This window comes from Catenuloplanes atrovinosus, assembly GCF_031458235.1.
In the GTDB taxonomy this organism is placed as follows: Bacteria; Actinomycetota; Actinomycetes; order Mycobacteriales; family Micromonosporaceae; genus Catenuloplanes; species Catenuloplanes atrovinosus.
In genome coordinates, this window is sequence record NZ_JAVDYB010000001.1 from 2464104 (window position 1) to 2489735 (window position 25632).

At 73.8% G+C, this 25632-nt stretch carries 27 protein-coding genes and 1 riboswitch; of the genes, 6 read left to right on the forward strand and 21 right to left on the reverse strand.

What is annotated here, in order from left to right; genetic code table 11:
- Positions 1–2: 2 nt before the first annotated feature.
- From J2S41_RS11085 to J2S41_RS11135, 11 genes are all read right to left on the reverse strand, one after another.
- On the reverse strand, positions 3–938 hold the full coding sequence (locus tag J2S41_RS11085) for a transketolase family protein (RefSeq protein WP_310366366.1): 936 nt from the start codon (positions 936–938) through the stop codon (positions 3–5).
- Positions 935–1762, reverse strand: a complete 828-nt coding sequence (locus J2S41_RS11090) for a thiamine pyrophosphate-binding protein (protein WP_310366369.1) — start codon at positions 1760–1762, stop codon at positions 935–937. Before J2S41_RS11090 ends, J2S41_RS11085 begins: the two co-directional genes overlap by 4 nt.
- Entirely contained in the window at positions 1759–3633 is a 1875-nt protein-coding gene (locus J2S41_RS11095; protein WP_310366372.1) for a M20/M25/M40 family metallo-hydrolase, read from the reverse strand. The genes J2S41_RS11090 and J2S41_RS11095 overlap by 4 nt, the downstream gene beginning before the upstream one ends.
- The gene (gene argC / locus J2S41_RS11100; protein ID WP_310366373.1) at positions 3630–4670 is read right to left on the reverse strand and encodes an N-acetyl-gamma-glutamyl-phosphate reductase; all 1041 of its coding nucleotides are present in this window, start codon (positions 4668–4670) and stop codon (positions 3630–3632) included. The genes J2S41_RS11095 and argC overlap by 4 nt, the downstream gene beginning before the upstream one ends.
- Positions 4663–5982, reverse strand: coding sequence for an aminotransferase class I/II-fold pyridoxal phosphate-dependent enzyme (locus tag J2S41_RS11105; protein WP_310366375.1), 1320 nt, complete (start codon positions 5980–5982; stop codon positions 4663–4665). Before J2S41_RS11105 ends, argC begins: the two co-directional genes overlap by 8 nt.
- Entirely contained in the window at positions 5979–6614 is a 636-nt protein-coding gene (locus J2S41_RS11110; RefSeq protein WP_310366377.1) for a PLP-dependent aminotransferase family protein, read from the reverse strand. Before J2S41_RS11110 ends, J2S41_RS11105 begins: the two co-directional genes overlap by 4 nt.
- Before the next feature lie 78 nt (positions 6615–6692).
- Complete coding sequence (locus tag J2S41_RS11115; protein ID WP_310366379.1) at positions 6693–7574, reverse strand: RimK family alpha-L-glutamate ligase; 882 nt, start codon at positions 7572–7574, stop codon at positions 6693–6695.
- The gene (locus J2S41_RS11120) at positions 7571–7762 is read right to left on the reverse strand and encodes a lysine biosynthesis protein LysW (protein WP_310366381.1); all 192 of its coding nucleotides are present in this window, start codon (positions 7760–7762) and stop codon (positions 7571–7573) included. The genes J2S41_RS11115 and J2S41_RS11120 overlap by 4 nt, the downstream gene beginning before the upstream one ends.
- Before the next feature lie 115 nt (positions 7763–7877).
- A complete protein-coding gene (locus tag J2S41_RS11125) occupies positions 7878–9335 on the reverse strand; it encodes an amidohydrolase family protein (RefSeq protein ID WP_310366383.1) in 1458 nt (485 codons plus the stop codon).
- Positions 9336–9393: 58 nt separating this feature from the next.
- Positions 9394–9804: a hypothetical protein gene (locus J2S41_RS11130; protein WP_310366386.1), complete on the reverse strand. Its 411-nt coding sequence runs from the start codon at positions 9802–9804 to the stop codon at positions 9394–9396.
- Positions 9805–9809: 5 nt separating this feature from the next.
- Positions 9810–10361: a PadR family transcriptional regulator gene (locus J2S41_RS11135; RefSeq protein ID WP_310366389.1), complete on the reverse strand. Its 552-nt coding sequence runs from the start codon at positions 10359–10361 to the stop codon at positions 9810–9812.
- A gap of 263 nt (positions 10362–10624) precedes the next feature.
- On the opposite strand from J2S41_RS11135, the gene J2S41_RS11140 reads away from it, so the two are divergent.
- The 3 genes from J2S41_RS11140 to J2S41_RS11150 all read left to right on the forward strand — a co-directional run bounded on the left by J2S41_RS11140 (position 10625) and on the right by J2S41_RS11150 (position 13170).
- Positions 10625–11608 carry a methionine ABC transporter ATP-binding protein gene (locus J2S41_RS11140; RefSeq protein ID WP_310366390.1) on the forward strand — a complete coding sequence of 328 codons (984 nt, stop codon included), beginning with the start codon at positions 10625–10627 and terminating at the stop codon, positions 11606–11608.
- 67 nt (positions 11609–11675) lie between these two features.
- Complete coding sequence (locus J2S41_RS11145; protein ID WP_310366392.1) at positions 11676–12332, forward strand: methionine ABC transporter permease; 657 nt, start codon at positions 11676–11678, stop codon at positions 12330–12332.
- Positions 12333–12351: 19 nt separating this feature from the next.
- Positions 12352–13170: a MetQ/NlpA family ABC transporter substrate-binding protein gene (locus J2S41_RS11150; RefSeq protein WP_310366394.1), complete on the forward strand. Its 819-nt coding sequence runs from the start codon at positions 12352–12354 to the stop codon at positions 13168–13170.
- 38 nt (positions 13171–13208) lie between these two features.
- On the opposite strand, the gene J2S41_RS11155 is transcribed toward J2S41_RS11150, so the two are convergent.
- Together J2S41_RS11155 and J2S41_RS11160 are read right to left on the reverse strand one after the other, a co-directional pair.
- Positions 13209–15878 (reverse strand): hypothetical protein, encoded by a 2670-nt coding sequence (locus J2S41_RS11155; protein ID WP_310366396.1) that lies wholly within the window; start codon positions 15876–15878, stop codon positions 13209–13211.
- A 40-nt stretch (positions 15879–15918) separates the two neighbouring features.
- A complete protein-coding gene (locus J2S41_RS11160; protein ID WP_310376349.1) occupies positions 15919–16506 on the reverse strand; it encodes a nucleoside/nucleotide kinase family protein in 588 nt (195 codons plus the stop codon).
- A 41-nt stretch (positions 16507–16547) separates the two neighbouring features.
- Between J2S41_RS11160 and J2S41_RS11165 the strand changes: the two genes are divergently transcribed.
- Positions 16548–17288, forward strand: coding sequence for a nucleotidyltransferase domain-containing protein (locus J2S41_RS11165; protein WP_310366398.1), 741 nt, complete (start codon positions 16548–16550; stop codon positions 17286–17288).
- 403 nt (positions 17289–17691) lie between these two features.
- On the opposite strand, the gene J2S41_RS11170 is transcribed toward J2S41_RS11165, so the two are convergent.
- Positions 17692–18294 carry a GNAT family N-acetyltransferase gene (locus J2S41_RS11170; protein WP_310366400.1) on the reverse strand — a complete coding sequence of 201 codons (603 nt, stop codon included), beginning with the start codon at positions 18292–18294 and terminating at the stop codon, positions 17692–17694.
- Between the two features lie 12 nt (positions 18295–18306).
- Positions 18307–18420: riboswitch (SAM riboswitch) on the reverse strand.
- Positions 18421–18849: 429 nt separating this feature from the next.
- Positions 18850–19698: a LysR family transcriptional regulator gene (locus J2S41_RS11175; protein WP_310366403.1), complete on the reverse strand. Its 849-nt coding sequence runs from the start codon at positions 19696–19698 to the stop codon at positions 18850–18852.
- 84 nt (positions 19699–19782) lie between these two features.
- On the opposite strand from J2S41_RS11175, the gene J2S41_RS11180 reads away from it, so the two are divergent.
- Positions 19783–20637 (forward strand): LLM class flavin-dependent oxidoreductase, encoded by an 855-nt coding sequence (locus J2S41_RS11180; protein WP_310366405.1) that lies wholly within the window; start codon positions 19783–19785, stop codon positions 20635–20637.
- A 68-nt stretch (positions 20638–20705) separates the two neighbouring features.
- A complete protein-coding gene (locus tag J2S41_RS11185) occupies positions 20706–21341 on the forward strand; it encodes a TetR/AcrR family transcriptional regulator (protein ID WP_310366407.1) in 636 nt (211 codons plus the stop codon).
- Between the two features lie 732 nt (positions 21342–22073).
- Here J2S41_RS11185 and J2S41_RS11190 read toward each other — a convergent pair.
- The 6 genes from J2S41_RS11190 to J2S41_RS11215 form a co-directional block, all read right to left on the reverse strand.
- The gene (locus tag J2S41_RS11190; protein WP_310366412.1) at positions 22074–22535 is read right to left on the reverse strand and encodes a hypothetical protein; all 462 of its coding nucleotides are present in this window, start codon (positions 22533–22535) and stop codon (positions 22074–22076) included.
- 8 nt (positions 22536–22543) lie between these two features.
- Positions 22544–23602, reverse strand: coding sequence for a hypothetical protein (locus tag J2S41_RS11195; protein WP_310366414.1), 1059 nt, complete (start codon positions 23600–23602; stop codon positions 22544–22546).
- The gene (locus J2S41_RS11200) at positions 23599–23925 is read right to left on the reverse strand and encodes a hypothetical protein (protein ID WP_310366417.1); all 327 of its coding nucleotides are present in this window, start codon (positions 23923–23925) and stop codon (positions 23599–23601) included. Before J2S41_RS11200 ends, J2S41_RS11195 begins: the two co-directional genes overlap by 4 nt.
- Positions 23918–24319, reverse strand: coding sequence for a YbaB/EbfC family nucleoid-associated protein (locus J2S41_RS11205; RefSeq protein WP_310366420.1), 402 nt, complete (start codon positions 24317–24319; stop codon positions 23918–23920). Before J2S41_RS11205 ends, J2S41_RS11200 begins: the two co-directional genes overlap by 8 nt.
- Positions 24316–24633, reverse strand: a complete 318-nt coding sequence (locus J2S41_RS11210) for a YbaB/EbfC family nucleoid-associated protein (protein WP_310366423.1) — start codon at positions 24631–24633, stop codon at positions 24316–24318. Before J2S41_RS11210 ends, J2S41_RS11205 begins: the two co-directional genes overlap by 4 nt.
- Before the next feature lie 94 nt (positions 24634–24727).
- Entirely contained in the window at positions 24728–25627 is a 900-nt protein-coding gene (locus J2S41_RS11215; protein ID WP_310366426.1) for an LLM class flavin-dependent oxidoreductase, read from the reverse strand.
- Between the last annotated feature and the right edge of the window lie 5 nt (positions 25628–25632).

Sequence of the window (25632 nt, forward strand, 5' to 3'; positions counted from 1 at the left end):
CTTCAGGTCGCGGCGGGGACGCGCGCTTCGCCGCACGCTGCGAGCGCCCGCCACACCGCCGTCTCGGTCAACCCCAACTCGGTCAGGACGTCCTCGTGGCTGCCGCCGTGGCTCGGCCACCGGTCACCGGCGTCGGCGGAGCGGACCTCGCGGCCGGGCATCAGCAGCGCCAGCGCGGACGCCGTACCGCCGCCGGGCCGGTGCTCCTCCACCACCACGAACCGCTCGTAGCGCCGGGACAGCTCCGCCGCGGCCGTGCTCAGGTTCCCCCGGTCGAGGTAGCACAGGTGCGCGTGCGGCAGGTCGGGACGTTCCCGGCGGACGGCCAGGCACAGCTCGGTGCCGACCTCGCCCACGGAGACCAGGCAGACGCGGCCCGGTGCGGCGCCGTCGTCGTCCCAGACCACCGGCGGCGGCTCCTCGCCCTGCCAGGGCAGGCTCTCCGGGGCGGCGTTGCGGCCGGTCCGGACGTAGTGCGGGGCGCCGGTGCGGGCCGCGCGGCGGATCACCGCGCGCATCTCCCGCTCGCCGTACGGCGCCGCGATCGTGATGCCCGGCATCGCGGACAGCACCGCGACGTCCTCCAGGCAGTGGTGCGTGGTGCCGAACCAGGCCCCGGACACCCCGGCGTACGGCGCCACCACGGTGATCCCGGCGCCGTAGTAGCCCATGGCCAGCTTGATGCTCTCCGCCGCCCGCAGCGCGGCGAACGGCGCGAACGTGGACACGAACGGCCGGAAGCCGGCCGCGGCGAGCCCGGCCGCCATGTCGATCATGGCGCCCTCGGCGATGCCGACGTTGAAGAACCGGTCCGGGAAGGCCTGCTGGAACGGGTGCCCGCGACCGCCGAGGTCGGCCTCCAGGCAGACGATGCGCTCGTCCTCGGCGGCGAGCCGGGTCAGCTCGTCGCGGTACGCGGCGCGGCCGGACAGCGTCATCGCACGAGCTCCTTCCAGACGGCGGCGCGGGCCGCGTCGATCGTCACGTAGTGCGCGGACGGCTTGCCCTCGACCGGGCGCACGCCCTTGCCCTTGACGGTGCGCGCGATCACGGCCAGCGGCCGGTCGGCGCCGTCCCGCGCGGGCGCCAGCGCGTCGCGCAGCGCGGCCAGGTCGTGGCCGTCCACCTCCAGGGTGTCGAACCCGAACGTGGCGAACCGGTCGGCCAGCCGGGGCAGCGGCGAGATCGCGTCCACCGCGCCGTCGTTCTGGCCGCCGTTGCGGTCCACCACCAGCACCAGGTTGCCGACCTTCTGCGCGGCGGCGACCTGGCACGACTCCCAGATCAGCCCCTCCTGCAGTTCGCCGTCGCCGGCCACCGCGATGGCCAGTCCGCCCCGGCCGGCCATCCGCCGGCCCAGGGCCCAGCCCAGCGCGTACGGCACGCCGTGCCCGAGGCTGCCGGTCGGGAAGCGCACGCCGGGCACGGCCGCGCCGGGGTGGCCGGTGAAGTGCCCGTCCGCGGCGCCGTAGCGCGGCACCGGGTCCTCGGCCAGGATGCCGGAGACGTGCAGCGCGGCGTACAGCCCGGCGGCGGCGTGCCCCTTGCTCAGCACCACCTCCGTGCCGTCACCGGCGTTCGCCCGGTCCAGCGCCGCGATCAGGATGTCCAGCACGGACAGGCTGCCGCCGAGGTGGCAGCCGGTCGGCGACGCGGCCATGTCGATCACCATCCGGCGGGCGGCGCGCGCCCGCGCGTGCAGGTCGTCGAGGCTCGCCCGGCCGGTCCGGACCGGCGCGGGCGGCGCGAGGGTGACGGTCACCGCGCACCTCCAGGGCTCCGCTCGCCCCCGCTGAGGGCGAAGAACTCCCGCACCGCCTCGCCCAGCACGCGGCGGGCGCGACGGTACTCGTCGGCGTCGAGGCGTTCGTCCCGGGTGTGGTCCAGGGCGGAGTCACCCGGACCGTAGGCCACCATCGGCACGTCACGCCATGTGGTCGCAAGAGTGTTCATATCGGAAGTTCCCTTCTTGAGCAAGAACCTCGGCCGGCCGCCCGACCGGGCGAACGCGCGCCCGAACGCCTTGGCCAGCACGGTGCTGCGCGGACCCGCGTGCCCGGGGGTGGCGCGCAGCACCTCGGTCCGTACGCCGTCGCCGCCGGCGTCCAGCGCGGCCGTGCGCAGCGCGTCGAGGTCCGCGCCCGGCGGCACCCGGAAGTTGAGGATGCCGACCGCGGACTGGCTGGCCGCGTCCGCGTCGCAGCGCAGGTCGATGACGGCGCTGAGCGCCTCGTCGGCCTCCTTGAGCACCGCGGCCCGGATCCGCTCCAGCGCGCCGATCAGCCGGTCCGGTGCGGAGACCGCCTGGAACCCGGCCGAGTGGCCGCTCGGCACGGTGGCGGTCACCCGCAGCTTGAACAGCCCGAAGTAGCCCAGCGTCAGCGCGCCCGCGCCGCTCGGCTCGCCGATCACGACGGCGTCGGCCGGGTAGTGGTCGCGCGCGTGGAACGCGCCCCGCGACGAGGACACCTCCTCCTCGACCGCGCCGACCACCCGCAGCCGCCAGCCGTCCGGGACCGGGGTGCCGGCCAGCACCTCCAGGAACGCGGCCAGCGAGCCCTTCGCGTCGACCGTGCCGCGGCCGTGCAGCACGGCCGGGTCCACGTCGTCCCAGCGCACCGGCCAGGTGAACGGCACGGTGTCCAGGTGGCCGAGCAGCAGCAGCGTGCGCGGGCCGGTGCCGCGCTCGGCGACCAGGTTCCCGGCCTCGTCGACGCGCGCGTCCAGGCCCCGGTCCCGGCACCAGCCGGCCAGGTAGGCGGCGAGTTCGCGTTCGTCGTACGAGACGGACGGGATCTGCGCGGCCCGGGTGAGCAGCGTCAGGTCCTCGGCGGGCTCCCGGGCGGCCCAGAACCGGGTCCACCCGGACTCCACGGCCATCGAGTGCGGGCCGGTGATCGCCACGTCGGCCGTGCCGTCGAGGGCGAGTTCGGCGGCGCGGATCTTCTGCCGCATGCGGCCCTTCGCGTACCGCCCGCAGGTGCCGGCGTACGCGTCGCGCACGGTGGAGCCGCGGTCGGCCGGGTCGGCCAGCACGCCCGGCGTGCCGGTGACCAGGCGCAGGTGGTCCGCGCCGAGCGCGTTGGAGACGGCGGCGGCCAGCATGTCCGCGTCCACGTTGAGTTCGCCGCCGCCGGCTGCGTCGCGCACCGGCGGGCTGAGGCAGACCACGTCGTAGGCGTCGAGCAGCGCGCCGAGCCGGGCCGCGTCGACCCCGCTGACCGTACCCGCGCGGTGGTCCCTGACGATCTTGGGTTTGCCGTCCTCCACCGCGCGCAGCGGCCGGTTGAGGTCGCCGGTGACCAGGCCGCCGTCCGCGGCCACGGCGGTGAACACGCGCAGCCCGTGCGCGGCCAGCCCGGCCTCCACGGCCGGCAGCGTGATCTGCCGGTACGCGGCCACGATGTGCGGCATCTCGGTGGGCGGGCAGTAGCGGACGGTGTCGCCGTTGCCGAGCGTCAGCTGCGGCATGGCCCGGCCCAGCGACCGGTAGTGCCGCTCGATGCCCTCGGCGCCGCCGGCCACCACCAGCACGCGCGCGCCCCGGTTCCGGATCGCCGCGATCTCGGCGAAGATCTCCGGGTGCAGCAGCGTGCCGCTCCCGACCTTGATCACGTAGAGCGCCCGGGTCATGGCGTCACCGCCGTGAACGGCAGCGCCAGCGACGGCGCGAAGCCGTACACCGTGTTCAGCGCCTGCACGGCCTGACCGGACGCGCCCTTGATCAGGTTGTCCAGCGCGGCCACCGCCACGTACTGGTCGCCCTCCACGCTCACCGCGACCTCCGCCACGTTGCTGCCGACCACGCTCTTGAGCATGGGGAAGTCGGCGGGGGTACGCGCGGCGCCGCGGAACCGGACGAACGGGGTTCGCGCGTACGCGGTGCCGTAGGCGCGCTTGACGTCCTGCGCGGACACGCCCGGGCGCAGCCGGCCGTACGCGGTGACCACGATGCCGCGCGCGACGTCCAGGCTGTACGTGGAGAAGCGCAGCCGCGGCGCGGTGCCGGCGAAGTCGCCGAGCGCCTGGGTGATCTCCGGCGCGTGCCGGTGACCGTACGGTTTGTGCACCCGGAAGTTGCCGATCCGGTCCGCCGGATGCTCCGCGGAGCGGCTCCCGCCCCCGCTGGCCCCGGTCTTCGCGTCCACCACCACGTCCTCGGTGGCCAGCCCGGCGGCGAACAGCGGCTGGAGCGCGTACAGCGTGGTCACCGCCATGCAGCCGGGCAGGTTCAGCAGCCGCTCCGGCACCGGTGACGCGCTGAACTCCGGGACGAAGTATCGGAACGGCTCGGTCCACGACGCCGACTCCGGGTAGTGGACCGCGGCCTGGGCGGCGTCCCTGAGCCGGAAGTCGCCGGCCAGGTTGATGATCCGCCCGGCCCGCTCGGTGAGCTTCGGCAGTTGCGCGGGCAGCGCGCCGCCCGGCAGGCAGCCGAACGCCACGTCCACCTCGTCGCACGCCTCCAGCGGCCGGAACCGCAGCCCGGCCGCGCGCGGGTGGTTGCGCACGCCGGCCAGCACCGAGGAGACCGGCCGGCCGCTGTGCCGCTCGCTGGACAGGTAGGACAGCTCGACGTGCGGGTGGTCCAGCAGCAGGCGCACCAGCTCCGCGCCGGTGTACCCGCTGGCGCCGAGGACCGCGACCCGCACCTTCTCCTGCTCAGCCAAGGCGGGCCGCCCTCTCGTAGGGCCGGCGGTACTCCCGCTCGGCGACGAGCTTGCGGATGGCGTCCGGGCGCGCGGCGACCTTGCGGAACGCGTCGGCGTAGCGGATCACGCGCTCGTACTCGACCGGGGAGCGCAGCTCGCGGCAGAGCACCACGGTGCTCTCCAGCATCGCCACCACGTTCGGGAAGTCGGCCGGCTCGTGGTCGCGGACCGCGTCCGGGTTCAGCGTGAACGGGTAGCCGTTGCCGAACCCGTCCCGCCGCCGGAACGGCAGGTGGCAGGGGATCGGCGTGTTCTGCCACTCGCGGGCCGGCACGCCCTCCGCGGTCAGCAGCTCGTGCACCGCCTGCTTGACCGCCCAGACCGGCAGGTCGTCCAGGCCGGCCGCGGCCGGGTTCAGCCCGATCCGGTACATGTTGTACGCGTGCACGTGCCCGTCCGGCACGTACGGCGCGGTGAACAGCCCGGTCGTGGCCAGCGCCTCGCCGAGCACGGCCGCGTTGCGGGCGCGGACCGCGTCGTAGTACGGCAGCCGCTTGAGCTGCCCGGCGCCGAACGCCGCGGCCACCCACGACATCCGGTAGTCGATGCCGGTGCGCTCCAGGAACTCCGTCGCCCGGCCGTACGCCTCGTCCGTGGCGAAGAACGCGATGCCGCCCTCGCCGCCGAGCGGGAAGTTCTTGTCCGCCATCAGGCTCTGCCCGGCGGCGTCACCCAGCGAGCCGCACATCCGCTCGCCGATCCGCGCGGAGTGCGCGTGCGAGGCGTCCTCGACCAGCGCCAGCCCGTGCCGGTCGCAGAGCCGCCGCAGCGCGGCCACGTCGGCGGGCAGGCCGTGCACGTGGACCGGCATGATCGCCCGGGTGCGCGGCGTGATGGCCTTCTCCGCCGCCTCCGGCGACATGCAGTACGTGCGCGGGTCGATGTCCACGAAGACCGGCACCGCCTTCGCCGCCACCACGGCCTGCGCGGTCGCGATGAACGTGAACGCGGGCACGATCACCTCGTCGCCGGGCTGCACGCCCGCGCCGATCAGCGCCAGGTGCAGGCTGGACGTGCCGCTCGCGGTGGGCAGCGCGTGCCGGGCGCCGACGTAGGCGCGGTACTCCTCGGCGAAGCCGTCCACCACCTTCTCCGGGCTGGTGCGCTGCGCCACCATCATGGTGAACACGTCCTCCTTGGTGATCACCGGGAAGATCGTGCGGCGCATCGCGCGCGGAATGACGGCCGGGCCGCCGAACTGGGCGAGTTCGGCGTCGACGTCCCGCTCGTCGGGCAGCGGGAGCGGAGCCGACGGGAAATCCGTGATCATCGCGGGTTACCTCCGGTCACTGCGGGCGTACGGGAACCGGCCTGCGCCAGCGCCATCCGGACACAGGCGGCGACCAGCGGGCTCAGCCGGTAGTTGAACTGGACGCCCGGCGCCAGGCCGGGCTCGGCCTCCTCCTGCGTCCACATGGTCCGCAGGTCGAAGGCGCCGAAGATCTTCAGCCGCTCGGCGCGGGCCCAGATCCGCTCGTCGTCGGTGAGCATCGCCGCGGCCGGGCCGAAGCCGAGGCCGGTCAGGTCCACGGCCAGCGCCGGCGCGGTCTGCCGGCGCGCCGCGCCGGCGAACTCGGCGGCGTTCTCCGGGGTCAGGCTCAGCAGCGCGAACGCCGGGTCGGTGCCGTCCGTGCGGCGGACGCCGAGCCAGGAGACGAAGCGCTCCGCCGCCGGGTCCAGCTCCGGCAGCGCGGCGGCGTCGCCGTGCCCGATGCCCTGGCCGCAGAGCGCGGCGTGGATCGCGGCGGTCCGGCTGTTCACCAGCACCGCGTGCGCGCGCCCGCTCTGCCTGGTGAGCCACCGCGACAGCGCCGGCAGCTCCTTGTCGTTCTTCTCGATGCTCATCACCACGCCGGACGTCAGCACCCGGGTGAGCACGAGCGCGGTGTCGAACTGATCCATCGGGGCTTCCTTTCCGCGGCCGCCCGCCCCGCGACGGGGGCGGGCGGCCGTCGTAGAGATGTGGGGGAGGTGCCGGGCTCAGCCGGCGAGGACCATCCCGGACCGGACGACCGACGCCGCGTACGCGGCGCAGTGCGCGGCCACGTCGACGCCGTGCACCTCGGACGAGCGGGCGAACTCGGGGTTCGCGTTCACCTCGAGCACCGCCAGCTCGCCGGTCGACCGGTTCTCGAGCAGGTCCACGCCGTAGAAGCCGGGACCGAGCGCGGACACCACGTCGGCACAGAGACCGTCGATGTCCGGCGTGATCTCGGCGCGCTCGACCCGCGCGCCGAGGTGGGTGTTGGTCCGCCAGTGTGCGCTGCGCCGCCGGAACGCCACCACCGGGCGTTCACCCACCACGACCACGCGCAGGTCGTGATCGGGCTTGTCGACGTAGCGCTGCACCAGGACCGGGAACAGCTTGCCCGCCGCATCGGCGGACTCGCGGCCCCCGGTCCACGCCTCCAGCTCGCCCTCGCTGGACAGCCGGGTCACGCCGCGGCCCCAGGAGCCGGACGGCGGCTTGACCACGACCGGCCAGCCGAGCTGCTCGACGGCGTCGCGGACCTGTTCGTGGGTGAACGCGTGCAGGGTGGCCGGGTGCGGGATGCCGTGCCGCGCGAAGAGCAGCGCCTGCAGCCCCTTGTCGCCGCACACCTCGATCGCGGACGCCGCGTTGACGGTGGCGATCCCGGCGCGTTCCAGCAGGCGCGCGGTGCTCAGCGCCTCCCGGTGCGACAGGTTCCGGATCCAGGCGAGCGTGGGCGGGGTGTCCCGCCGGGCCAGCACCCCGGCGAGGTCGGGCGGGAGCACGGGCTCGGCGGAGAGCCCCTGGGCGCGCAGGGCGTCCAGGAGCCGCCGTTCCTCGGGGCGCAGCACCGTCACCGACAGCAGTACATCGGTGGCCGCGCCGGTCATTCGCCCCAGTCCTCCTCCACCTCAGGCGCCAGCGCGACCTCCGGCCGGTCGTCGGTCCTGCCGATCAGCTCGTGCTCCTGACCGCAGGCCGAGCACTCGATGATCTCGCCCTTCTCGGCGTCGCCGTCGACGGTGAGCGGGCTGTCGCAGACGAGGCAGACCACGGCGTTGTCGGCGATTACCGGCATGACTCGTTCATCCTTTCTGATTCGCGGCTGTGTCCCGATGTCCTCGGACGTCTCGACGGTAACCAGCGTCGATGGATCAAGGCACTACGGAAACCCGTAGCTCGCGGCCACCGCGTTACGGGAACAGCCGCAGCGGTACGTCCGCCGCGCGGAACAGGTGGTCGCGCGAGGCCTCCAGCTCCGCGCGCAGGCGGCCCAGATCCGCGTCCAGCAGCGCGCCGCGCCACTTGCGGACCCGGCCGGCGACGATCACGGTCTCCACGTTGGTACGGTCCATCAGCGTCACCACCGCGCCCGGCGCGCTGTTCATCGGCGCGACATTGAGCGCGGTCGCGTCGAGCAGCACGATGTCGGCCTCCTTGCCCGGCGTGAGCGAGCCGGTGCGGCCGCCCAGGCGCAGGTGCTCCGCGCCGTTGCGGGTGGCGAAGCGCAGCACGTCGCGGTCGAGCAGCAGCGGCGGCGTGCCCGGCGCGGGCGTCGGCCAGAAGTTCTCCGGCGTGAGGTCGCCCTGGTCGAAGACGAGCTGGTTGACCAGCATGCGCTGCATCGTCATGGTGGACCGCATCAGCGTGAACGGGTCCGCGGCCATGGTGGTCTCGACGTCGGAGCTGAGCGACGGCTCCATGCCGAGCTCCTGCATGCGCAGCAGCGGCGGCGTGCCGTGCCGCATCGCCATCTCGATCGGCACCGCGAGCGACACCCCGACGCCGGCGTCCCGGGCCGCGCGCCAGACCTCGTCGGAGACGTGCACCATGTGGATGAGCAGCACGTCCGGGCCGAGCCCGAGGTCCCTGCCCGCGCCTCCGGTGCCGCGGGCCAGGTCCTCCAGCGCCGGCCGCATCATGATCGAGAACGCGTGCGCGGCGATCAGCAGGTCCAGCTCGCGGGCGATCGCCCAGGTGGCGCTGACCGCCTCCGGGCCGGCCGCGACCTCGCCGCCCATCGCCATGGTCAGCAGCTGGTCGTCCGAGGAGAAGTACCGCTCGCGGAGCCGGTACGCGTCCTGCGGGAAGCGGGACTCGGCGCGGCCGTCGCCCGCCCAGTAGCCGAACGCGGACCGGGCACCGGCGTCGGTCAGCGCCTGGACGGCCGCGTCGCTGTGCTCGGGCGTGTGGTGGATCTGCGAGGTGTCCAGCACCGTGGTGACGCCCGCGTCCAATTGGGACAGCCGGCCGTACAGCATGTTGATGTGCACGTCCTCCGGCCGGTAGACGGGCGAGAACCGGCCGATGATGTGGTCCATGTAGGACGGGTCGGCGCTCGGCGAGCCGGATCCGTCGTTGATCAGCAGGCCGTTCGGCAGGAACGAGCGCAGGCCGGTCTCGAACAGGTGGTGGTGGGTGTCGACGAAGCCGGGCATGACCACCCGGCCGCGCGCGTCGATCACGTCCGCGTCCGGGACGTCGAGCCCGGGGCCGACCGCGACGATCCGGCTGCCGTCGACCAGCACGTCCGCGGCCTCGAAGTCCCCGACGGCCGGGTCGAGGGACATCACGGTGCCGCCGCGGATGACGTAGCGGCGCCCGGGCCGTCCGGTGTCCGCGGGCGGGGTGGCCGGGAAGGTGTCTGACACGTTCGTCCTCCAGAGGTAGGTGAGTTCACCCCCCCAGACGGATCGCGCGGACGCCGGTTCACATCGGCCCGGCGGCGGCGCCGCGCGCCACGACCCCGCACAAAACCGCCATGACCAGCGCGTACGGCCCCCAGAAGTACCGTTCCCAGGGACTCGACGACGCGATGTTCATCACGCTGCCGACGACCAGCAGCCCGCACAGCGCCCAGACGGCCCACCGGGTCACCGCGCCGGGCAGGGACAGCGGGCCGAGCCCGGCGTGGCTGAGCACCAGCGTCGCGGCGGCGGTCCAGACCAGCAGGGACACCACGCTGGCCACCCGCAGCTCGCGGGGGAGCGTGCCGGCGTGGGCGCCGCCCCACGCGGCCTGGCCCAGCGGCGCGCCCAGCGCCAGGGCCAGCTGGAACAGCGCGATGCCGAGCAGGCCGGCGATCGCGGCGATCGTGGCCGTGCGCTCCATGGTCGTCATGGGTCTCACCGTCCGTCCGGGTCGAGGTGGTCCAGGGCCGCGAGGCTCTCGTCCGCCCAGGCGATCACCGCGTGGGCGTGGTGCCGGCCGGCCGAGATGGTCAGGTGCCAGAACGGCGCGTCGTCCGCGTACTGCGGCTCGGCCGCGGTGCGGGCGTCGAGCGCGTCGAACTCGCGCAGCCGCCGCTCCGCGTCGGCCCGGGCGCCGGCGATGAGCGCCCGGCAGGCCTCGGTGCCCAGCGCGCGGCCGAAGAACAGGCGCAGCAGCAGTCCGTTGCGCGCGGGCGCGGCCTGCACCGGCTCGGTGAGCAGTTCGCGCAGCCGCCGGCGGCCGGCCGCGGTGATCGCGAACGTGGACGCGCCGCGCTTGGCCGCGCCCTCGCGGCGGACGAACCCGTCGCGCTCCAGGCCGGCGAGCGCGGGGTAGATCTGGCCGAAGCTCTCGCTCCAGAAGTGGCCGAGCACGTCGCGGATCGACTCGCGCAGCGCGTAGCCGCTCATCGGCTCGATGCTGAGCGCGCCGAGCACGGCCATGTCGGTCTGGCCGGATCGTGGCATCGCCGCCTCCCTTCTATCTGGCAGATATATCTGACAGGTAGAAGGTGCCATCCGAACGTTTCGTGGATGTTACGCACGGCACAGAAAGGCGGTAGATCGCGCGCCGGGCACCGCCGGATGGGCACAATGGTGCTGGTCGACGCCGTGTGGGTGGCCCGGCGGCCCGGGCGCCGTGAGTCGAAAGTCTCTAAAACCTATCGGGTAGGTAGTGTAACCTGTGCGGTGCATATCCCCCGCACACCACCCCGACCAGGGACTCATTCGTGATCAGCATCAAGGACCTGCGCAAGGTCTACCGTGGACGGCACCGCGAGGTGACCGCGCTCGACGGCGTCTCGCTGGACGTCGCCGAGGGCGAGATCTACGGCGTGCTCGGGCGCAGCGGCGCCGGCAAGAGCACGCTGCTGCGCTGTGTGAACCTGCTGGAGCGGCCCGACTCCGGCACCGTCACGGTCGGCGGCGTCGACCTCACCGCGCTGCCGGAGCGGCGGCTGCGCACGGAGCGGCGGCGGATCGGCATGATCCATCAGCACTTCGCGCTGCTCAGCTCGCGTACCGTCGCCGGGAACGTGTCCTTCGCGCTCGAGGTGACCGGCGTGCCGCGCGCCACCCGCGCCCGCCGGGTCGCGGAGCTGCTGGAGCTGGTCGGCCTGGAGGGGCGGGCGAACGCGTACCCGGCACAGCTGTCCGGCGGCCAGAAGCAGCGCGTCGGCATCGCCCGCGCGCTCGCCGCGGACCCGGCCGTGCTCCTCTCCGACGAGGCCACGTCCGCGCTGGACCCGGAGACCACGGACTCGATCCTGGCGCTGCTGGCCGACCTCAACCGGCGGCTCGGCCTGACCATCCTGCTGATCACGCACGAGATGGACGTGGTCAAGCGGATCTGCCACTCCGCCGCGATCATGCGGGACGGGCGGTTCGCCGAATCCGGCCGGATCGCGGACGTCCTGGCCCGGCCCGGGTCCGAGCTGGCGGCGGAACTGCTCCGGCTCGGTCCGGCGCCGGACCTGCCGGGGCAGACCGTGCTGGACGTGACGGTCAGCGGCGACACGGCGGAACGGCCACTGATCGCGGAGCTGGCCCGCCGGTTCGAGGTGGACGTGCGCATCCTCGGCGGCACGGTCGAGCAGCTCGCCGCCACCCGCGCCGGCCGCCTCCGCCTGCTGCTGCCCGGCACCCCGGCCGACAACACACCCGCGCTGACCTGGCTGCGCGACAGCGGAATCCCGACGGAGGTGCGGGCATGAGCCTCGCGAGCGAATCATCGGCTCGGCGCCGGCCACGCGGGGACCGCGGCGAGGCAGGAGGTGCGGCATGACCTGGGCGGACATCTGGCCGTTGCTCGGTGAAGGGCTGTGGGAGACCGTCTACATGGTCGGGATCTCCGCGGCGATCACCGCGCTCGGCGGGCTGCTGATCGGCGTGCTGCTGGTGCTGACCGAGCGCGGCGGGCTGCTGTCCGCGCCGCCGGTCAACGCGGTCCTCGGGCTGATCGTCAACGTCGGGCGGTCGCTGCCCTTCATCATCCTGCTGGTCGCGGTCATCCCGTTCACCCGCGCGGTGGTCGGCACCACGATCGGCACGGACGCCGCGATCGTGCCGCTGACCATCGGCGCGATCCCGTTCTTCGCGCGGATCGTGGAGACCGCGATCCGCGAGGTGCCGCGCGACGTGGTCGACGCCGCGGTCGCGGCCGGCGCGTCCCGCTGGCAGATCGTCCACAAGGTACTGCTGCGCGAGGCGCGGCCCGGCCTGGCGGCCGGCCTCACCATCACGATCATCGCGCTGGTCGGCTATTCCGCGATGGCCGGCACCGTGGGCGGTGGCGGGCTCGGCGACCTGGCCATCCGGTACGGATACCAGCGCTTCGAGACCGAGATGATGATCGCCACCGTGGTGGTGCTGGTGCTGTTCGTCCAGGCCGTGCAGAGCGTCGGCGATCTCGTCGTGCGCCGTCTCTCCCACCGATGAACCCTCAGGAAGGTAAGCCATGATGCGTCGTACCCTCGTCGCCCTCACCGCGGCCGCCACGCTCCTGACCGGGCTGGCCGCCTGCGGCAACGACTCCGACAGCGGCGCTGCCGGCGGCGCTCTGAAGATCGGCGTCACGCCCGTACCGCACGGTGAGATCCTGAAGTACGTCAGCGACAACCTCGCCGCCGCGGAAGGGCTGACCATCGAGATAGTCGAGTTCAACGACTACGTCCAGCCGAACACCGCGCTCCAGGACGAGCAGCTGGACGCGAACTACTTCCAGCACGTGCCGTACCTGGAGGAGGAGATCGCGGCCAAGGGCTACACGTTCACGCCGCTCAAGCCGGTGCACATCGAGCCGCTCGGCGTCTACTCCAAGACCGTGACCGAGCTGACCGCGGTCCCGGACGGCGGCGTGGTCGCGATCCCCAACGACCCGTCCAACTCCGGCCGCGCGCTCAACCTGCTCGCCGCCAACGGGCTGATCACGCTCAAGGACGGCGTCGGCGTCAACGCCACCGAGCAGGACATCACCGCCAACCCGAAGAACCTGACGTTCGAGCCGCTGGAGGCGGCGCAGCTACCGCGCAGCCTCGAGGACACCGCGCTCTCCGTGATCAACGGCAACTACGCGATCGAGACCGGGCTCAACCCGGCCGCGGACGCGCTCGCGCTGGAGACCGGCACGGACAACCCGTACGCGAACCTGGTCGTGGTCCGCACCGGCTCGGAGACCGACGAGCGCATCGTCAAGCTGGAGAAGCTGCTGCACTCCCAGCAGGTCAAGGACTTCATCGCGCAGAAGTACAACGGCGCGGTGCTGGCCGCGTTCTGACGACCGGCCGGGGGCGGGCTCCGGCCCGCCCCCGAGCCTCAGAGCAGCCGCGACCGGTACGCCAGCGCCAGCTGCACACGGCCGAGGTTCGTCAGGTCCAGCCCGGTGGACGCCACCGCCGAGGCCTCGACCGACAGCCGCCACGCCGTCGCGGGACTCCGGCCCCAGAACAGGCTCGCGTCGTTGCCGACCGGGCCGCCGAACTGGTCCGCGCTGAACGCGGCGGCCAACGGGATGCGCCGCGCGGGTGACAGCGACTCCACCGTCACGCCGTCCAGGCGCCGGTTCACCGCGACGCCGGGATGCTCCAGCAGGACCGTGACCCGGGTGACCCCGGCGGTGGCGCCGACTAGCGACACGAAGGCCTCGGTGACCTTCAGCTCGTAGCGGCTGGGGTCGATGTCGGTCAGCGGCACCGTCAGCGTGGTGGTCAGGTGCGTGCGCAGCGCCTCCAGCACCACCGGGTCGTCGAACGTCCAGATCTGGAAGTTGCCGACGAGCTGCTGGGTGTAGGACACGTACCGGTCCCGCATGAACAGCACGTCCGGCAGCCGCGACCAGGACGTCACGTACGCCGACAGCAGCGCCGTCATGCGGCCGCCGTCGCCCCGCCGCAGCGCCGCGTAGGCGTGCTGCTCGATGTCCGGGTGCACGTACCCGACGTCGAAGGACAGGTGGCGCGCGTTGTCCTCGAAGGCCCAGTCGTCCAGGGCGCGCGCGGCCAGGTAGGCGTACTTCATCAGCACGTCGGCGTAGGCCTGCGCCTGCGTGACGAGCAGCCGGGCGAGCGCGCCGAGCTCGCCGAGGTTCGCGGTGAGCGCGCTCTGCTGGGCGTCGACGTCCCGCAGGCCGGACTCGGCGGCGGCCTGCCGCGCGTCGCAGACGGCCAGCTCGATCACCGCCCGGTCCTTCTCCAATTCGGCCAGCGCGCGGTCCAGGACGAGCTGGAGCCGCTGCTTGACCAGCTCCTTCTCCGCGTTGAGCAGTTCGCCGTCGACCTTGGCCTGAAGCAGTTCGCTGAGCACCCGGACGGCGGAGACGAACTCCGTGGTCTGCTTCACGGCGTCCTGGATGCCGCCGACGAGCGCCTGCGCCTCGGGCTTGAGGCGAGGGCCCGGCTGCACCGGCGGGTCGCCGGGGTTCGGGCCCGGCCGCGGCGCGGGCTTCCAGTCGACCCAGTCGGTCAGGTACGCGTCCCCGATCCGGTACGTGCCGGTCGTGGCGTCGAACGTGCCCGAACTCAGCGACTTCCCCAGCGTGGCGGTCAGGCCGATCGCGGAGACGAACGCGGCGATCGACGCGCCGCCGGTGTAGACGGCCGCGACCAGCGCCGCGACCGCGCCGATGATGGTGAGCAGATCGCCGACGACGTTGCCGTCCAGTTCCAGCCGCTGCTGGGCGAGCTTCTGGCGGATCTCGCGGACCGCCGTGTCGTTGTCGTTGATCCGCGCCTCCGCCTGCGCGATCCGGCTGTCCGCGATCTGCCGCTGCTTCAGCGCGCCGGTCCGTTCCAGGACCAGGACGGTGAGCGCGTTCCGCAGTTCCCGCGCCTGGCTCTGCAGGCGCAGCCGGTTGCCCGGCACGTCGGCCGCGTTGACGAGGATGTGCTGCGCGTCGCTGAACAGGCCCAGGACCATGCCGGCGTAGTCGGTCACCACCCGCTCGTACGCCGGGAAGTCGGGGATGACGTCGTCGCTGTACGCGATGCCGGCCGGCGTCTGGTCCGCGTTGATCTGCTGGGCGCGGCGCACCGCCCGGTCCGCGTTCGGCGAGAGCCGGATCGCCGCGAGGAACTCGTCCAGCGCCCGGGCCCGGCGGGTCGGCGCGGTCTGCTCGGCGCGCCGATAGGTGCGGAAGAGGTACTCGCCGACGCGGATGCGGTGCTGCGCCCAGTGTCCCGCCGTGGTGCCGAGCGCGAGCACGGCGTGCTGCCACCACTGGTCGATCGTGCCGCCGGTGCTGATCGGGTCCGTCGTGGCGCCGGCCGTGCCGGTGAGGCCGGGCGTGCCGGTCGCGCCGTCCGTTCCGGTGTCGGACAGGTCGTCCGGTTGCCCGGCGGCGCCGCCCGGACCGCCCGCGCCGCCCGGCCCGCCGGAACCGCCGGAGCTGTCCACGGTCACGCCGGCGCCCCGGGTGACGTACCGCAGGATGACCGATCCGGACCGGCCGCCCTCGCCGCCGGGGCCACCGTCCCCGCCGCGCCCGCCGTCGGTGGGCGGGCGGCCCCTGATCTTGCCGGGCACCTCGGCGACGCCGTCCATGCCGGTGCCGCCCGGACCGCCCGCGCCGCCGCGGCCGCCGGCACCGCCGGTGGCGAGCAGCCGGACGCCGGAGATCTGCTGTGCGATCACGGTCAGCGGCCAGCCCGGGTGTCCCGCGGTCCCGGCGCCTCCCGGGCCGCCGGGACCGCCGGGGCGGCGCGTGCCCGCGGCCGCGAAGCCGTCCGGGCCCTTGCCGCCGGCGGTGCCGTCCGTGCCCGGCGAGCCGCCGCAGTCGACCGTGCCGCCGTTGCCGGCGTAGACGTCGGCCACGATGAGCAGCGCGTAGCCCTCCAGCCGGAGCAGGTAGCCGGGATCGTGGCGGATCTCGCGCGCGGCGAGGATGATCGTGGCGCCGGCGGGGGCCACGCCGTGGTCGACCTCGGCCACGATCTCCCGGCGGAGGTCGTCGTTGACGATGATCAGGTCACGGATGAGTTCTATCGTCATCCATTCACCAGAGCGAGGCCGCGGCTCCGGGTCAACGCGGTCATGGACAGAACGGCGTGCCGGTGTTGTCGATGACGAGATCGGCGTGCGCGCGGACCTGGTTCGTGGCGTAGAACGCGTCCTCCTGGCGGGCCCAGCGGTCCCAGTGCGGGGCGTAGGCGTCCCCGTCGCGCTCCAGCGCACGCCGGCGCCGGACGGCCTCGGGCGCGTCGATCCAGACCAGCCCGCTGCGGTACGGGGCGAGAGCGCGCGCTCCACAGCCGACACCCTCGACGATCAGGTCGGTGCCGACGGTCAACGGCTCCCAGTCACGGTACGTGCCCGCCGCCCAGTCCCAGCGCCGCCAGCGGATCGGGTCGCGGGCCGCGAGCGGCTCCAGGATCCACTCCCGCAGCGCGCCGACGCCGCCGAGCAGGCCGTCCCAGCCGGGGTAGAGGTCGTCCATCCGTACCAGCGGGGCATCCAGGGTGTGCGCGAGCGCGCGGGCGAGGCCGGTCTTGCCCGCCCCGGAACGGCCCTCGACCGCCACCACCCGGACGCCGCCGGCCGCGGGCGACAGCGTGCCCGCCCAGGCGAGAACGCGCGCCGCCTGGGCGGTCGCGGGATCGGAGCCGGTGGTGCCGTGTATCCCATGATCGTACGTTGCCCGTGGTTACTACGGTGTCGGCCGTGATCGATCCGCGGGACGTCGCCGCCGCCTACCTGGAGATCGCCGACCGGCACGCGCCCGGCCTGGTCGAGGGCCTGTACCTGGTCGGCTCCGTCGCGCTGGGCGACTACCACCCGGGCGTCAGCGACATCGACTTCGTGGCCGTGACCTCCTCGGCCCCGGACGTGGCCGCGATCCGCCGCATCCACGCCGAACTGCACACGCGCCACGCCGCCCCGGACTTCGACGGACTCTACGTCTCGTGGGACGACCTGCGCGCCGACCCGGCCACGCTGCCACCCGGGATCGCCGCGCACGAGTGGCGCGTCTCCGCCGCCTCCGACTTCGAGCGAAACCTGGTCACCTGGCACGTCCTCGCCCAGGGCGGCGTGCCGATCCGCGGCCCGGCCGCGGACGTGTTCACCGACTGGCCGGCCCTGGCCGCCTCGACGCGCCGCAACCTCGAAACGTACTGGACGCCGTGGGTGACGCAGCTGTCCCGGTCGCCGCTGGGGTTGTCGGAGTGGGCCACGACGTGGACGGTGCTGGGCGTGGCGCGGCTGCGGCACACGCTCGCGGCCGGCCGCGTCACCTCGAAGACGGCGGCGGCCGCGTACGCGACCGCCACCTACGATCCGCGCTGGCACCGCGTCATCGAGGAGGCCCTGCGCATCCGCGTCGGCGGCCGCCCACGCTACCGCAGCCCTCTCCGCCGCCGCGCCGACCTGCTCGGCTTCGCCCGCGACGCCCTCCGCGGCTGACCTTTCCCACGTCGTGGCCCGTTCCGCTGCCCGCAGCCGTCTCCGCCGCCGTGCTGATCGGCTCGGTTCGCCGGGCCGCCCTACAGGCCCTACGCCGCGGCGGGAGGTGCTCCTGGGAGCGGGGTGTCGCCGTCCGCTGCCGGTCCCCGGTGTGCCGCCGCGCCGACCTGCTCGGCTTCGCCCGCGACGCCCTCCGCGGCTGACGTTTCCCACGTCGTGGCCCGTTCCGCTGCCCGCAGCCGTCTCCGCCGCCGTGCTGATCGGCTCGGTTCGCCCGGCCGCCCTGCAGGCCCTACGCCGCGGCGGGAGGTCCTCCTGGGAGCGAGGGGTCGCCGTCCGCTGCCGGTCCCCGGTGTGCCGCCGCGCCGTCGTCCCTCCTGCCGCGGTTCTCGGACCGGGTCGGCTACGCCGCGCCGGGGTGAGGTGGCTCGCTGTCGAGGTGGGCGAGGACGGTCGCGTCGGTCCAGACCATGCGGAACTTGCCCGGGGTGCCGTTGAGGCGGGACGCGTCGCCTCGGGGTGGCGAGGCGGTGCCACGCTCGCGGTTCTCCGCGCCGCACGCCAGGTAGAACCGTTGCGCGGCCACGTTCTGCTCCAGCACCCACAGGTGCAGCACGTTCGAGTCCGCCGCGGTGACCGCGATCCGCGCCGCGCGGGCCAGCAGCCGCCGTCCCACGCCGGATCGGTGCCGGTGGTGCACCACGTGCAGGTTGTCGACCAGGCTGCCCCAGACCGGATCACGATCGAGCACCACGTGGACAAAACCGGCGATCCCGTCGTCACCGTCGTGCTCCGCGATGATCGTCGCCGTGCCCGCCGTGCCCGCCGTGCCCGCCGCGGCCGCGAGCCGCGCCGACCACACGGCCTGGCGGTCCGCCAGCACGTCACCGTCCAGGTAGGCGTCCGTGTACGCTCCCCGATAGTGACGGCGCCAGCTATCCGCGTGCAGCGCGGCGATCGCGGGGACATCGGCGATCCCGGCCGTGCGTAGGGTGATGTCAGGCATGTGCGCCTCCACGTCGCGGTGTTGCCCGGCGGGTCCGCCGGGCCCGGTCATCACCCGGGGCACCCCGACCGCGCGACGGAGGGTTGCCGGCCAGCGAGCCGGGGCTTCGCGCTGGCGCTCATGACCTTGCGTCAATCTATCAACCCCATCAAGTCGTTTAATCAACCCATCCAGACGTCAACCCTCCTGTATTGACGACGGCCGCGTATGGGCGTGGGTGGATCTCATCCACGCGCGGTGCCGCTGTGGGCCGGTGCTGAAGGCGAGTGCGGCTACCAGTGATGACGCGGTGGTTCCCACGGATCGATCGTTGGTGATATATCGGGTGGCGCCGTGGTGTAGATCATCGGGTGGCGCTGGCCGGTTCGGGCGCTGGCCGGGTGGGTGCTGGCCGGGTGGGGCTTTGGCGGGCCGGGTGGGTGTTGGCCGGGTCGGGCATTGGCGGGCCGGGTGGATGCTGGCCGGTTCGGGCATTGGCGGGCCGGGTGGGTGCTGACCGGGTGGGGCACTGGCGGGCCGGGTGGGCGATGGGGGAGTGGGTGGTGGATGGGGAGGTCAGTCGGCGAAGGCGGTGGTCAAGGTGCGCATGCAGGGAGCGGGCATGGCGGGGGAGGCCACCACGTACCCGTTGATGGTCATCGGCGGGTCGAGGGGGACGGCGCGGATGCGGGTGGAGCGGGTGTTGGCGAGGTGTTCGGCGGGGAGGACGGTCCAGGTGTGTGGGGCGGAGCCGACCTCGAAGAGGACGTTGACCGGGTCACCGGCGGGCTGGTGGGGGAGGCCGGGCGGGAGGGCGGCGACGATCGCGTCGAGGAGGGCGGGGTCGTGGTGGCGGGCGGGGAGCCGGAGGCCGTCGGGAGCCAGGTCGCGCAGCGTGACCGTGGGGTGAGCCGCGGCCGGGTGCGCGCGGGCGAGCACCACGTGAAGTGGCTCGGACCAGGCGTGGGAGACGGTCAGGCCGGGGGCGGTGAACGTGCCGCGGATGAGGGCCAGGTCCAGGTCACCGGTGCGTACGGCGTCGAGGCGGGCAGGGACGGGAAGGTCGATCAGGACCGGGTCGGCGGGGCGGGCGGCGTTGCGCAGGCGGGTGACGGCGCGGTCCAGGCGGTCGGTGACGCAGGACTCGACGCCGATGCGCAGTGGGGCGGCGTGTTCCCCGGCCACCACGCGCACGCGGGCGGCGGCGGCGAGCGTGTCGCGGGCGGCGTCGAGGACGCGGAGGCCGGCGGGAGTCAGGCGTACGCGCCGGGACGTGCGGTCGAGCAGCTGGACGCCGAGTTCCCGTTCGAGGCGGGCGATCTGCTGGCTGACGGCGGGCTGCACGATGTGCAGCCGCTCGGCGGCGCGGCCGAAGTGCAGTTCCTCGGCGACGGTCACGAAGTAGCGCAGTGCCCTCAGTTCCACTCCACCTGATCTATCACGGAATGTGATCGCTGCCGAGTGGGGTTGACCATCGATCGGACGCCGGCGGGGCGATGTGATGTGCCCATGCGTATCGGAACCGGCCTGCTCGTCACCGACTCTCCCGCCGACGTCGTCGCCGCGGCGGCGGACGCCGCACGTCGCGGGCTCGACAGCTTCTGGACCAATCAGATGGCGGGCGGATGGGATCCGCTGACGCTGCTGGCCCTGCTCCGCGAACGGCCGGCCGAGGTCGGTACCGCGATCGCGCTCACCTACCCACGGCATCCGGTGACCATGGCGACGGAGGCGCTGACGCTGCGGGCGGCCGGTGGCGGCCTGGCGCTGGGCGTCGGGCCGGGTCACGCATGGTACGTGGAACGGCAGCTCAAGATGTCGTACCAGTCGCCGCTCGGGCATACCCGCGACTACCTGGAGACGCTCCGGCCGCTGCTGCACGGCGCACGGGCGGGCGACGCCGCACTGGACATCACCGCGCCGGCGCCGGACCTGCTGCTGGCCGCGCTCGGGCCGAAGATGCTCGGGCTGGCCCGTGAGCTGGCCGACGGCGTGGTGGCGACCTGGGTCACGCCGGAGATCGTCGCGGAGCGGCTGGTGCCGAGCCAGCCGGACGGCGCGCGGATCGTGGTGAGTCTGGTGGTGGCGCTGACGACCGATCCGGACACGGTACGCGAGCGGATCGCCCGCGACTTCGCCGGCGCGGGGGCGCTTCCGGCGTACCGGACCTCGCTGCGGCGCGCCGGGCTGGGCGGCGTCGCGGACACGGTCGTGGTCGGTGACGAGGCCGCCGTGGTGCGGGCGCTGGACCGGCTCCGGGACGCGGGGGCGACCGATGTGGTGCTGCTTCCGGTCGGCGAGCGGGCACGGACGCTGGACATCGTGACCCGCACCGCGACGCCGCGGGCCGGCGGCGCCACGTGACCCGCGGTGGGCCGGCGGCGGGCTCTATAGGGTCACACTCACGGATCATCGCGGAGGGGACCTGATCAATGGCGCGATCGGACGCGGCGCGGACCGCGCTGCTGGACACGGCGGAACGACTCTTCGCCGAGCACGGCATCGCGCAGGTGTCCGACCGGCGCGTCGCCGAGGTCGCGGGCAACACCAACCACTCGGCCGTGCGCTACTACTTCGGCGGGCGGGAGGGGTTGCTCCGGGAGCTGGTCGGCCGGCACGCCCGGGCGATCGAGGAGCGGTGCGTGCCGGCCACGTCCGACTCCGTGCTCGCGGACGTGCGCGCGCTGGTCGTACCGTCGATGGAGGTCTTGGCGGCTCTGCCCCGGCCGAGTTGGCGGGCGCGGTTCATCGGGCTGGCGGTGCACGAGCCGGGCGTGCGTGACCTGGTCCGGGACACGCTGACCACGCTCCCGGTCATGGTCGAGATCCGCCGCTCGCTGCGTGCCCGCCTCGCCGGACTCGACCCGGACGTGGTCGCCGGCCGCGCCGCGATGATCGGCCTGATCGTCACCACGGCCACGGCGGAGATCGAGGCGAGGGCCGAGCGGGACGGGTCCGCCCCTCGCTGGCTGGAGGCCGGCGACTTCCTGGCCGACGCCATCGCCGGCATGCTCACCGCCCCGGTCACCCGCTCCGGCCGCCTCAACCCACTGGCCGGAGCCCGCTGACCGCGACCTTGCCGATGAAGGGTTTCGGCCGGGCTCGGCCGGACCTTGAGCCGCTGGGGAAGGGAAGCCCCGGGTCGGTCGCGCTGCGGGCTGCTGGTGGAGGGTGGCGGCTCGGGACCGTTCGCGCCGGAAGCTGCGGCCGGAACGTCGCCGCCCTGGTTTGAACGTGCCGGGACCCGCTGCGGGAACGTCGCCGCCCTGGTTTGAACGTGCCGGGACCCGCTGCGGGAACGTCGCCGCTCCGGTTTGAAGGTGCCGGGACCCGCTGCGGGAACGTCGCCGCTCCGGTTTGAAGGTGCCGGGACCCGCTGCGGGAACGTCGCCGCTCCGGTTTGAAGGTGCCGGGACCCGCTGCGGGAACGTCGCCGCTCCGGTTTGAAGGTGCCGGGACCCGCTGCGGGAACGTCGCCGCTCCGGTTTGAAGGTGCCGGGACCCGCTGCGGGAACGTCGCCGCTCCGGTTTGAACGTGCCGGGACCCGCTGCGGGAACGTCGCCGCTCCGGTTTGAACGTGCCGGGACCCGCGGCAGGAACGTCGCCGCCCCGGTTCGAACGTGCCGGAACCCGCGGCAGGAACGTCGCCGCCCCGGATCGAACGTGCCGAGAGCCGCGGCAGGGAGGCCGCCGTCGAGGATCGAACGCGCCGGAAGTCGCGCGGCCGGACCTGGCTGCGCCGGGAGCCTCGGACCCGGTGCTCGGCCGGAGGGATCGCCAGCCGCGCGGCCTGAACGCGCTACTCGGCGGCCAGCAGGCGCGTCAGCCGCTCATGGCCGCCGCGGATCAGCTTTCCGTAGTCGTCGTCCGGGAGTGCGTCCATGGTCGCCTCGGCCTGGTGCAGGTGGGAGTGGGCACGGTCGAGGTCGCCGAGTTTGCGGTGGCAGTCGGCCAGGTTGAGGTGGAGTGACGGGTAGAGCGCGGCCACGGACATCTGCACCCCGGCCGCCGCGACCCGCTCCTCCGTGAGCGTCCCGGCCGCGGTCAGGGCACGCTCGTCCCACAGGAGTTCCTGTCGTACGTCGTCCTGGACGTCGGCCATCGAGTGGGCGAGCACGCAGACGTGCAGCGGGTCGCCGCGCTCGCCGTCGATGTCGTCCCAGATCTGCGCGAACAGCGCCCGCGCGCCCGCGCGGTCGCCGCGCGCATGGTGCAACTCCACGCCCCGCGCGATGCGGGCCATGACGTCGTCGGTCTCCACCGGCGCTCCTAACCCTTGGTGACGTCCAGCGCGTCCTCGATCTCGGTCGGCGTCATCTCCGGGTCGCCGGCGTCCTCGTTCTTCCACAGGCCGGTGATCAGGTTGTTGCCGCCGGGGCCGCCGTAGGAACGCGGGTCGGCGAGCACGTCGCCGGCGATCCGGGCGACGGTGGAGAGCGTGGCGGCGGAGCCCTTGAACTCGACCACGCTGTCGCCCACCTTGGACTTCAGCACGGCCGGCAGGACCTTGCGCAGCACCGCGCCCATCTTGTTGAGCAGCGACACCACCTTGTCGACGATCCGCACGGCACGGCTGGTCGCCACGGTCGCCTGCACGGCGGTGGCGGCGCCGGCCGCGGCCACGGAGGCGCCGGCGGTCGGGACGGCCGCGGCCATCGCGATGCCCCACTCGATGATCATCCACTCGATCAGCGTGGCGAGGATGCCGATGATGATCTGCTGCGCCGCCCCCATGATCTTGGAGAACAGCGTGAGCAGGCCGCCGATCGACGTGGCCTCGCCGCCGGTCGCCTCGACCGCGTCCGCGAACTCGCGCAGCCGCGCCTTGGCGGCCTCCGCGTCCTTACCCTGCCACTCGAGCAGGTCGTCGTCCGCGGCCTGGCGGGCGGCCGCGGCCAGCGGGACCAGCGCGGTGCCGAGCTTCTCCCACTGCTCCGCGTACGGCTCCATCCGCTCCGCGTTGCCGGTGAAGAGGCTGAGCAGGTCCTCCAGCGGCTGCACGAAGTCGATCAGGAACGTCAGGCCGGCCGAGATCAGCCAGTTCAGCGGGTCGGCCCAGAACGAGACCGCGTTGGCGGTGATGTCCGCGGCGGAGGAGAACAGGTCCGACCAGTCACCCTCGGTGACGCCGGTGTACGCGTTCTTCGTCGCCTCGCCGAACGGCAGGACCGAGGCCGGGTCGGTGTCGACCACGCCGCCCGCGTACTGGCTGTCGTCCTTCGCGTCGTTGCTCACGTACGCGTCGGTCGCGGTGGTGTCGGGCGGCTGCGCCGCGGGTGGGACGGCCGGTGGCAGCGGCTGCGGACTCGGCACCGGCTGATCGGTCACGATCCACCCGCCAGCTTGTCCTGGAACCGCTGGAACGCCGCGGCCAGCTCCTCGTCGAGCCGCCGGTACGCGTCCGCGTTCGCCGTGATCGCGCCGTGCTGCGAGTCGAACGCCTTGACGATCAGGCCGACGTGCTCGCGTACCTCATCGGCCTTGCCGTTGTAGTGCCCCATGAACAGCAGGCCGAGCCCGCCCCAGAGCACGCCCGGCGGGTCCGCCGCGGCCATCGCGGTCTGGATCTCCCCGGCGCTCGTGCTGAGCCCCTTGAGCACCTCGGCCGTGCTGGTCAGCTTGTCGGTCGGGACGATGACGCCGTCAGCCACGAGTCTCCTCCCTCCTCCTGCGCTCGGCGATCCGGTCCAGCGTGTGCGCGGGGATCGCCGCACGCACCCGCTCCGCCGTGCCCGCGCCGTTCAGTCCCTCGCCCAGCTCCACCAGCTTGAGCGCGCGGTCGGCCTGCGCCTCCCGGATCGCCACCATGATCATCTCGCCGAGGTGGGCGCCGCGGCGCAACGCCCGGTCCGGGATGTCCAGCCGGGAGACGTACCCGTCCTCGTCGACCTCGGCGCGCACGCTGCCGTCCTCGGAGAAGCCCTCGCCGGTCAGCGCGCCGGCCTCCGCCAGGTATGCCTCCAGGTGGGCCATGTCCCGCCGGTTCCGCTCCCGGACCCGCTCGATCAGCGCGTGCACCTGCTCGGGGCTGTCGAAGACGGTCATCGCCGCTCCTGCCGCAACTGGGTGCGCAACTCGCTCAGCGACGGGGACGGCGGGACCGGCGTGGAACCGCTCAGCGTGGCCCGGATCTCCGCGTCGACCTGCGCGTTCGCCTGGCGGATGGTGCGCACCACGACCTCGCCCAGCTCGGCGCCGGTGAGCTGGAACGCGCGCGAGCTCAGCCGCACGGACCGGACCGCGCCACCGGGGCCGGCGACCACGGTCACCGCGTGGTCCTCGCTGGTGACCTCTGCGGCCGCGTCCTCGACCGCCTCCCGTACCTGCCGCAGGCGCGCGGCGACGTCGAACCGATCCATGAGCCCCGTTTCCCTCCGGCCCGGGACGGATCCACCCAGGCTGGTGCCACCCTAGAGCCCCGGGGCAAGGCGGCACAGCCCCGGGGACCCCGGCTCAGGACGTCGCGTCGCGCAGCGCCGCCATCGCGGCCCGCGCCTGGCCCTCCGGGTCGGTGCCGAGCGGCCGCAGCACCACCGTGCCCGCGCCCGCCGCCCGCAGCGCGGCCACCCGGCCCGGGATCGAGTCGGCCGGGCCGATCAGCGTGAAGAGATCCGCCACCGGTACGCCGAGCCAGGCGGCCTGCCCGGCCAGCATCTCGCCGGTCTCCGCCGCCGCCCGCGCCGGGTCGTCGCCGACGTGCAGGTAGGCGAAGACGATCAGCTCGTGCTCCGGGCGGTCGCCGGCGTTCCGGCCGCGCTGGATGTGCGCGCGGGCCGCGGTCAGCGCGTCCGGGCCGTTGCCCTCCGCGATGATCGTGCCGTCCGCGACCCGGCCGGACAGCTCCAGCGACTTCGGCCGGACCACGCCGGTCACGATCGGCGGTACCACGGCCGGCGGGTGCACCAGCGACACGCCGTCGATCGTGACCTCCCGGCCGTGCATCGTGACCGTTTCGCCGGCCAGCAGCCCGCGCGTGGCGACGATCGACTCCTCCAGGCGGGCCAGCGGCGACGCCGGGGCCGCACCGACCTGCCGCATCCAGTCGGTCACGCCGTGGCCCAGGCCGGCGACCAGCCGCTCCGGGTAGATCCGCGCCACCGTGGCCAGCTCCATCGCCAGCAGCGCCGGGTTGCGCAGCGCGACCGGTGCGATCCCGATGCCGACCCGCAGCCGCCGCGTCGCCGCGAGCGCGACCGTGGCCGCGCTGATCGACCCGGTCCAGCCGAGATCCTCGACCACCCAGAGGTCGTCGGCGCCGAGATCCTCCACCGTGGCCGCGAAGCCGGGCAGTTCCTCGGGCGAACGGTCACGATCGAACATGAACCCGATGCGCGGGCGCGGGGCGTTGGTCACCGGCC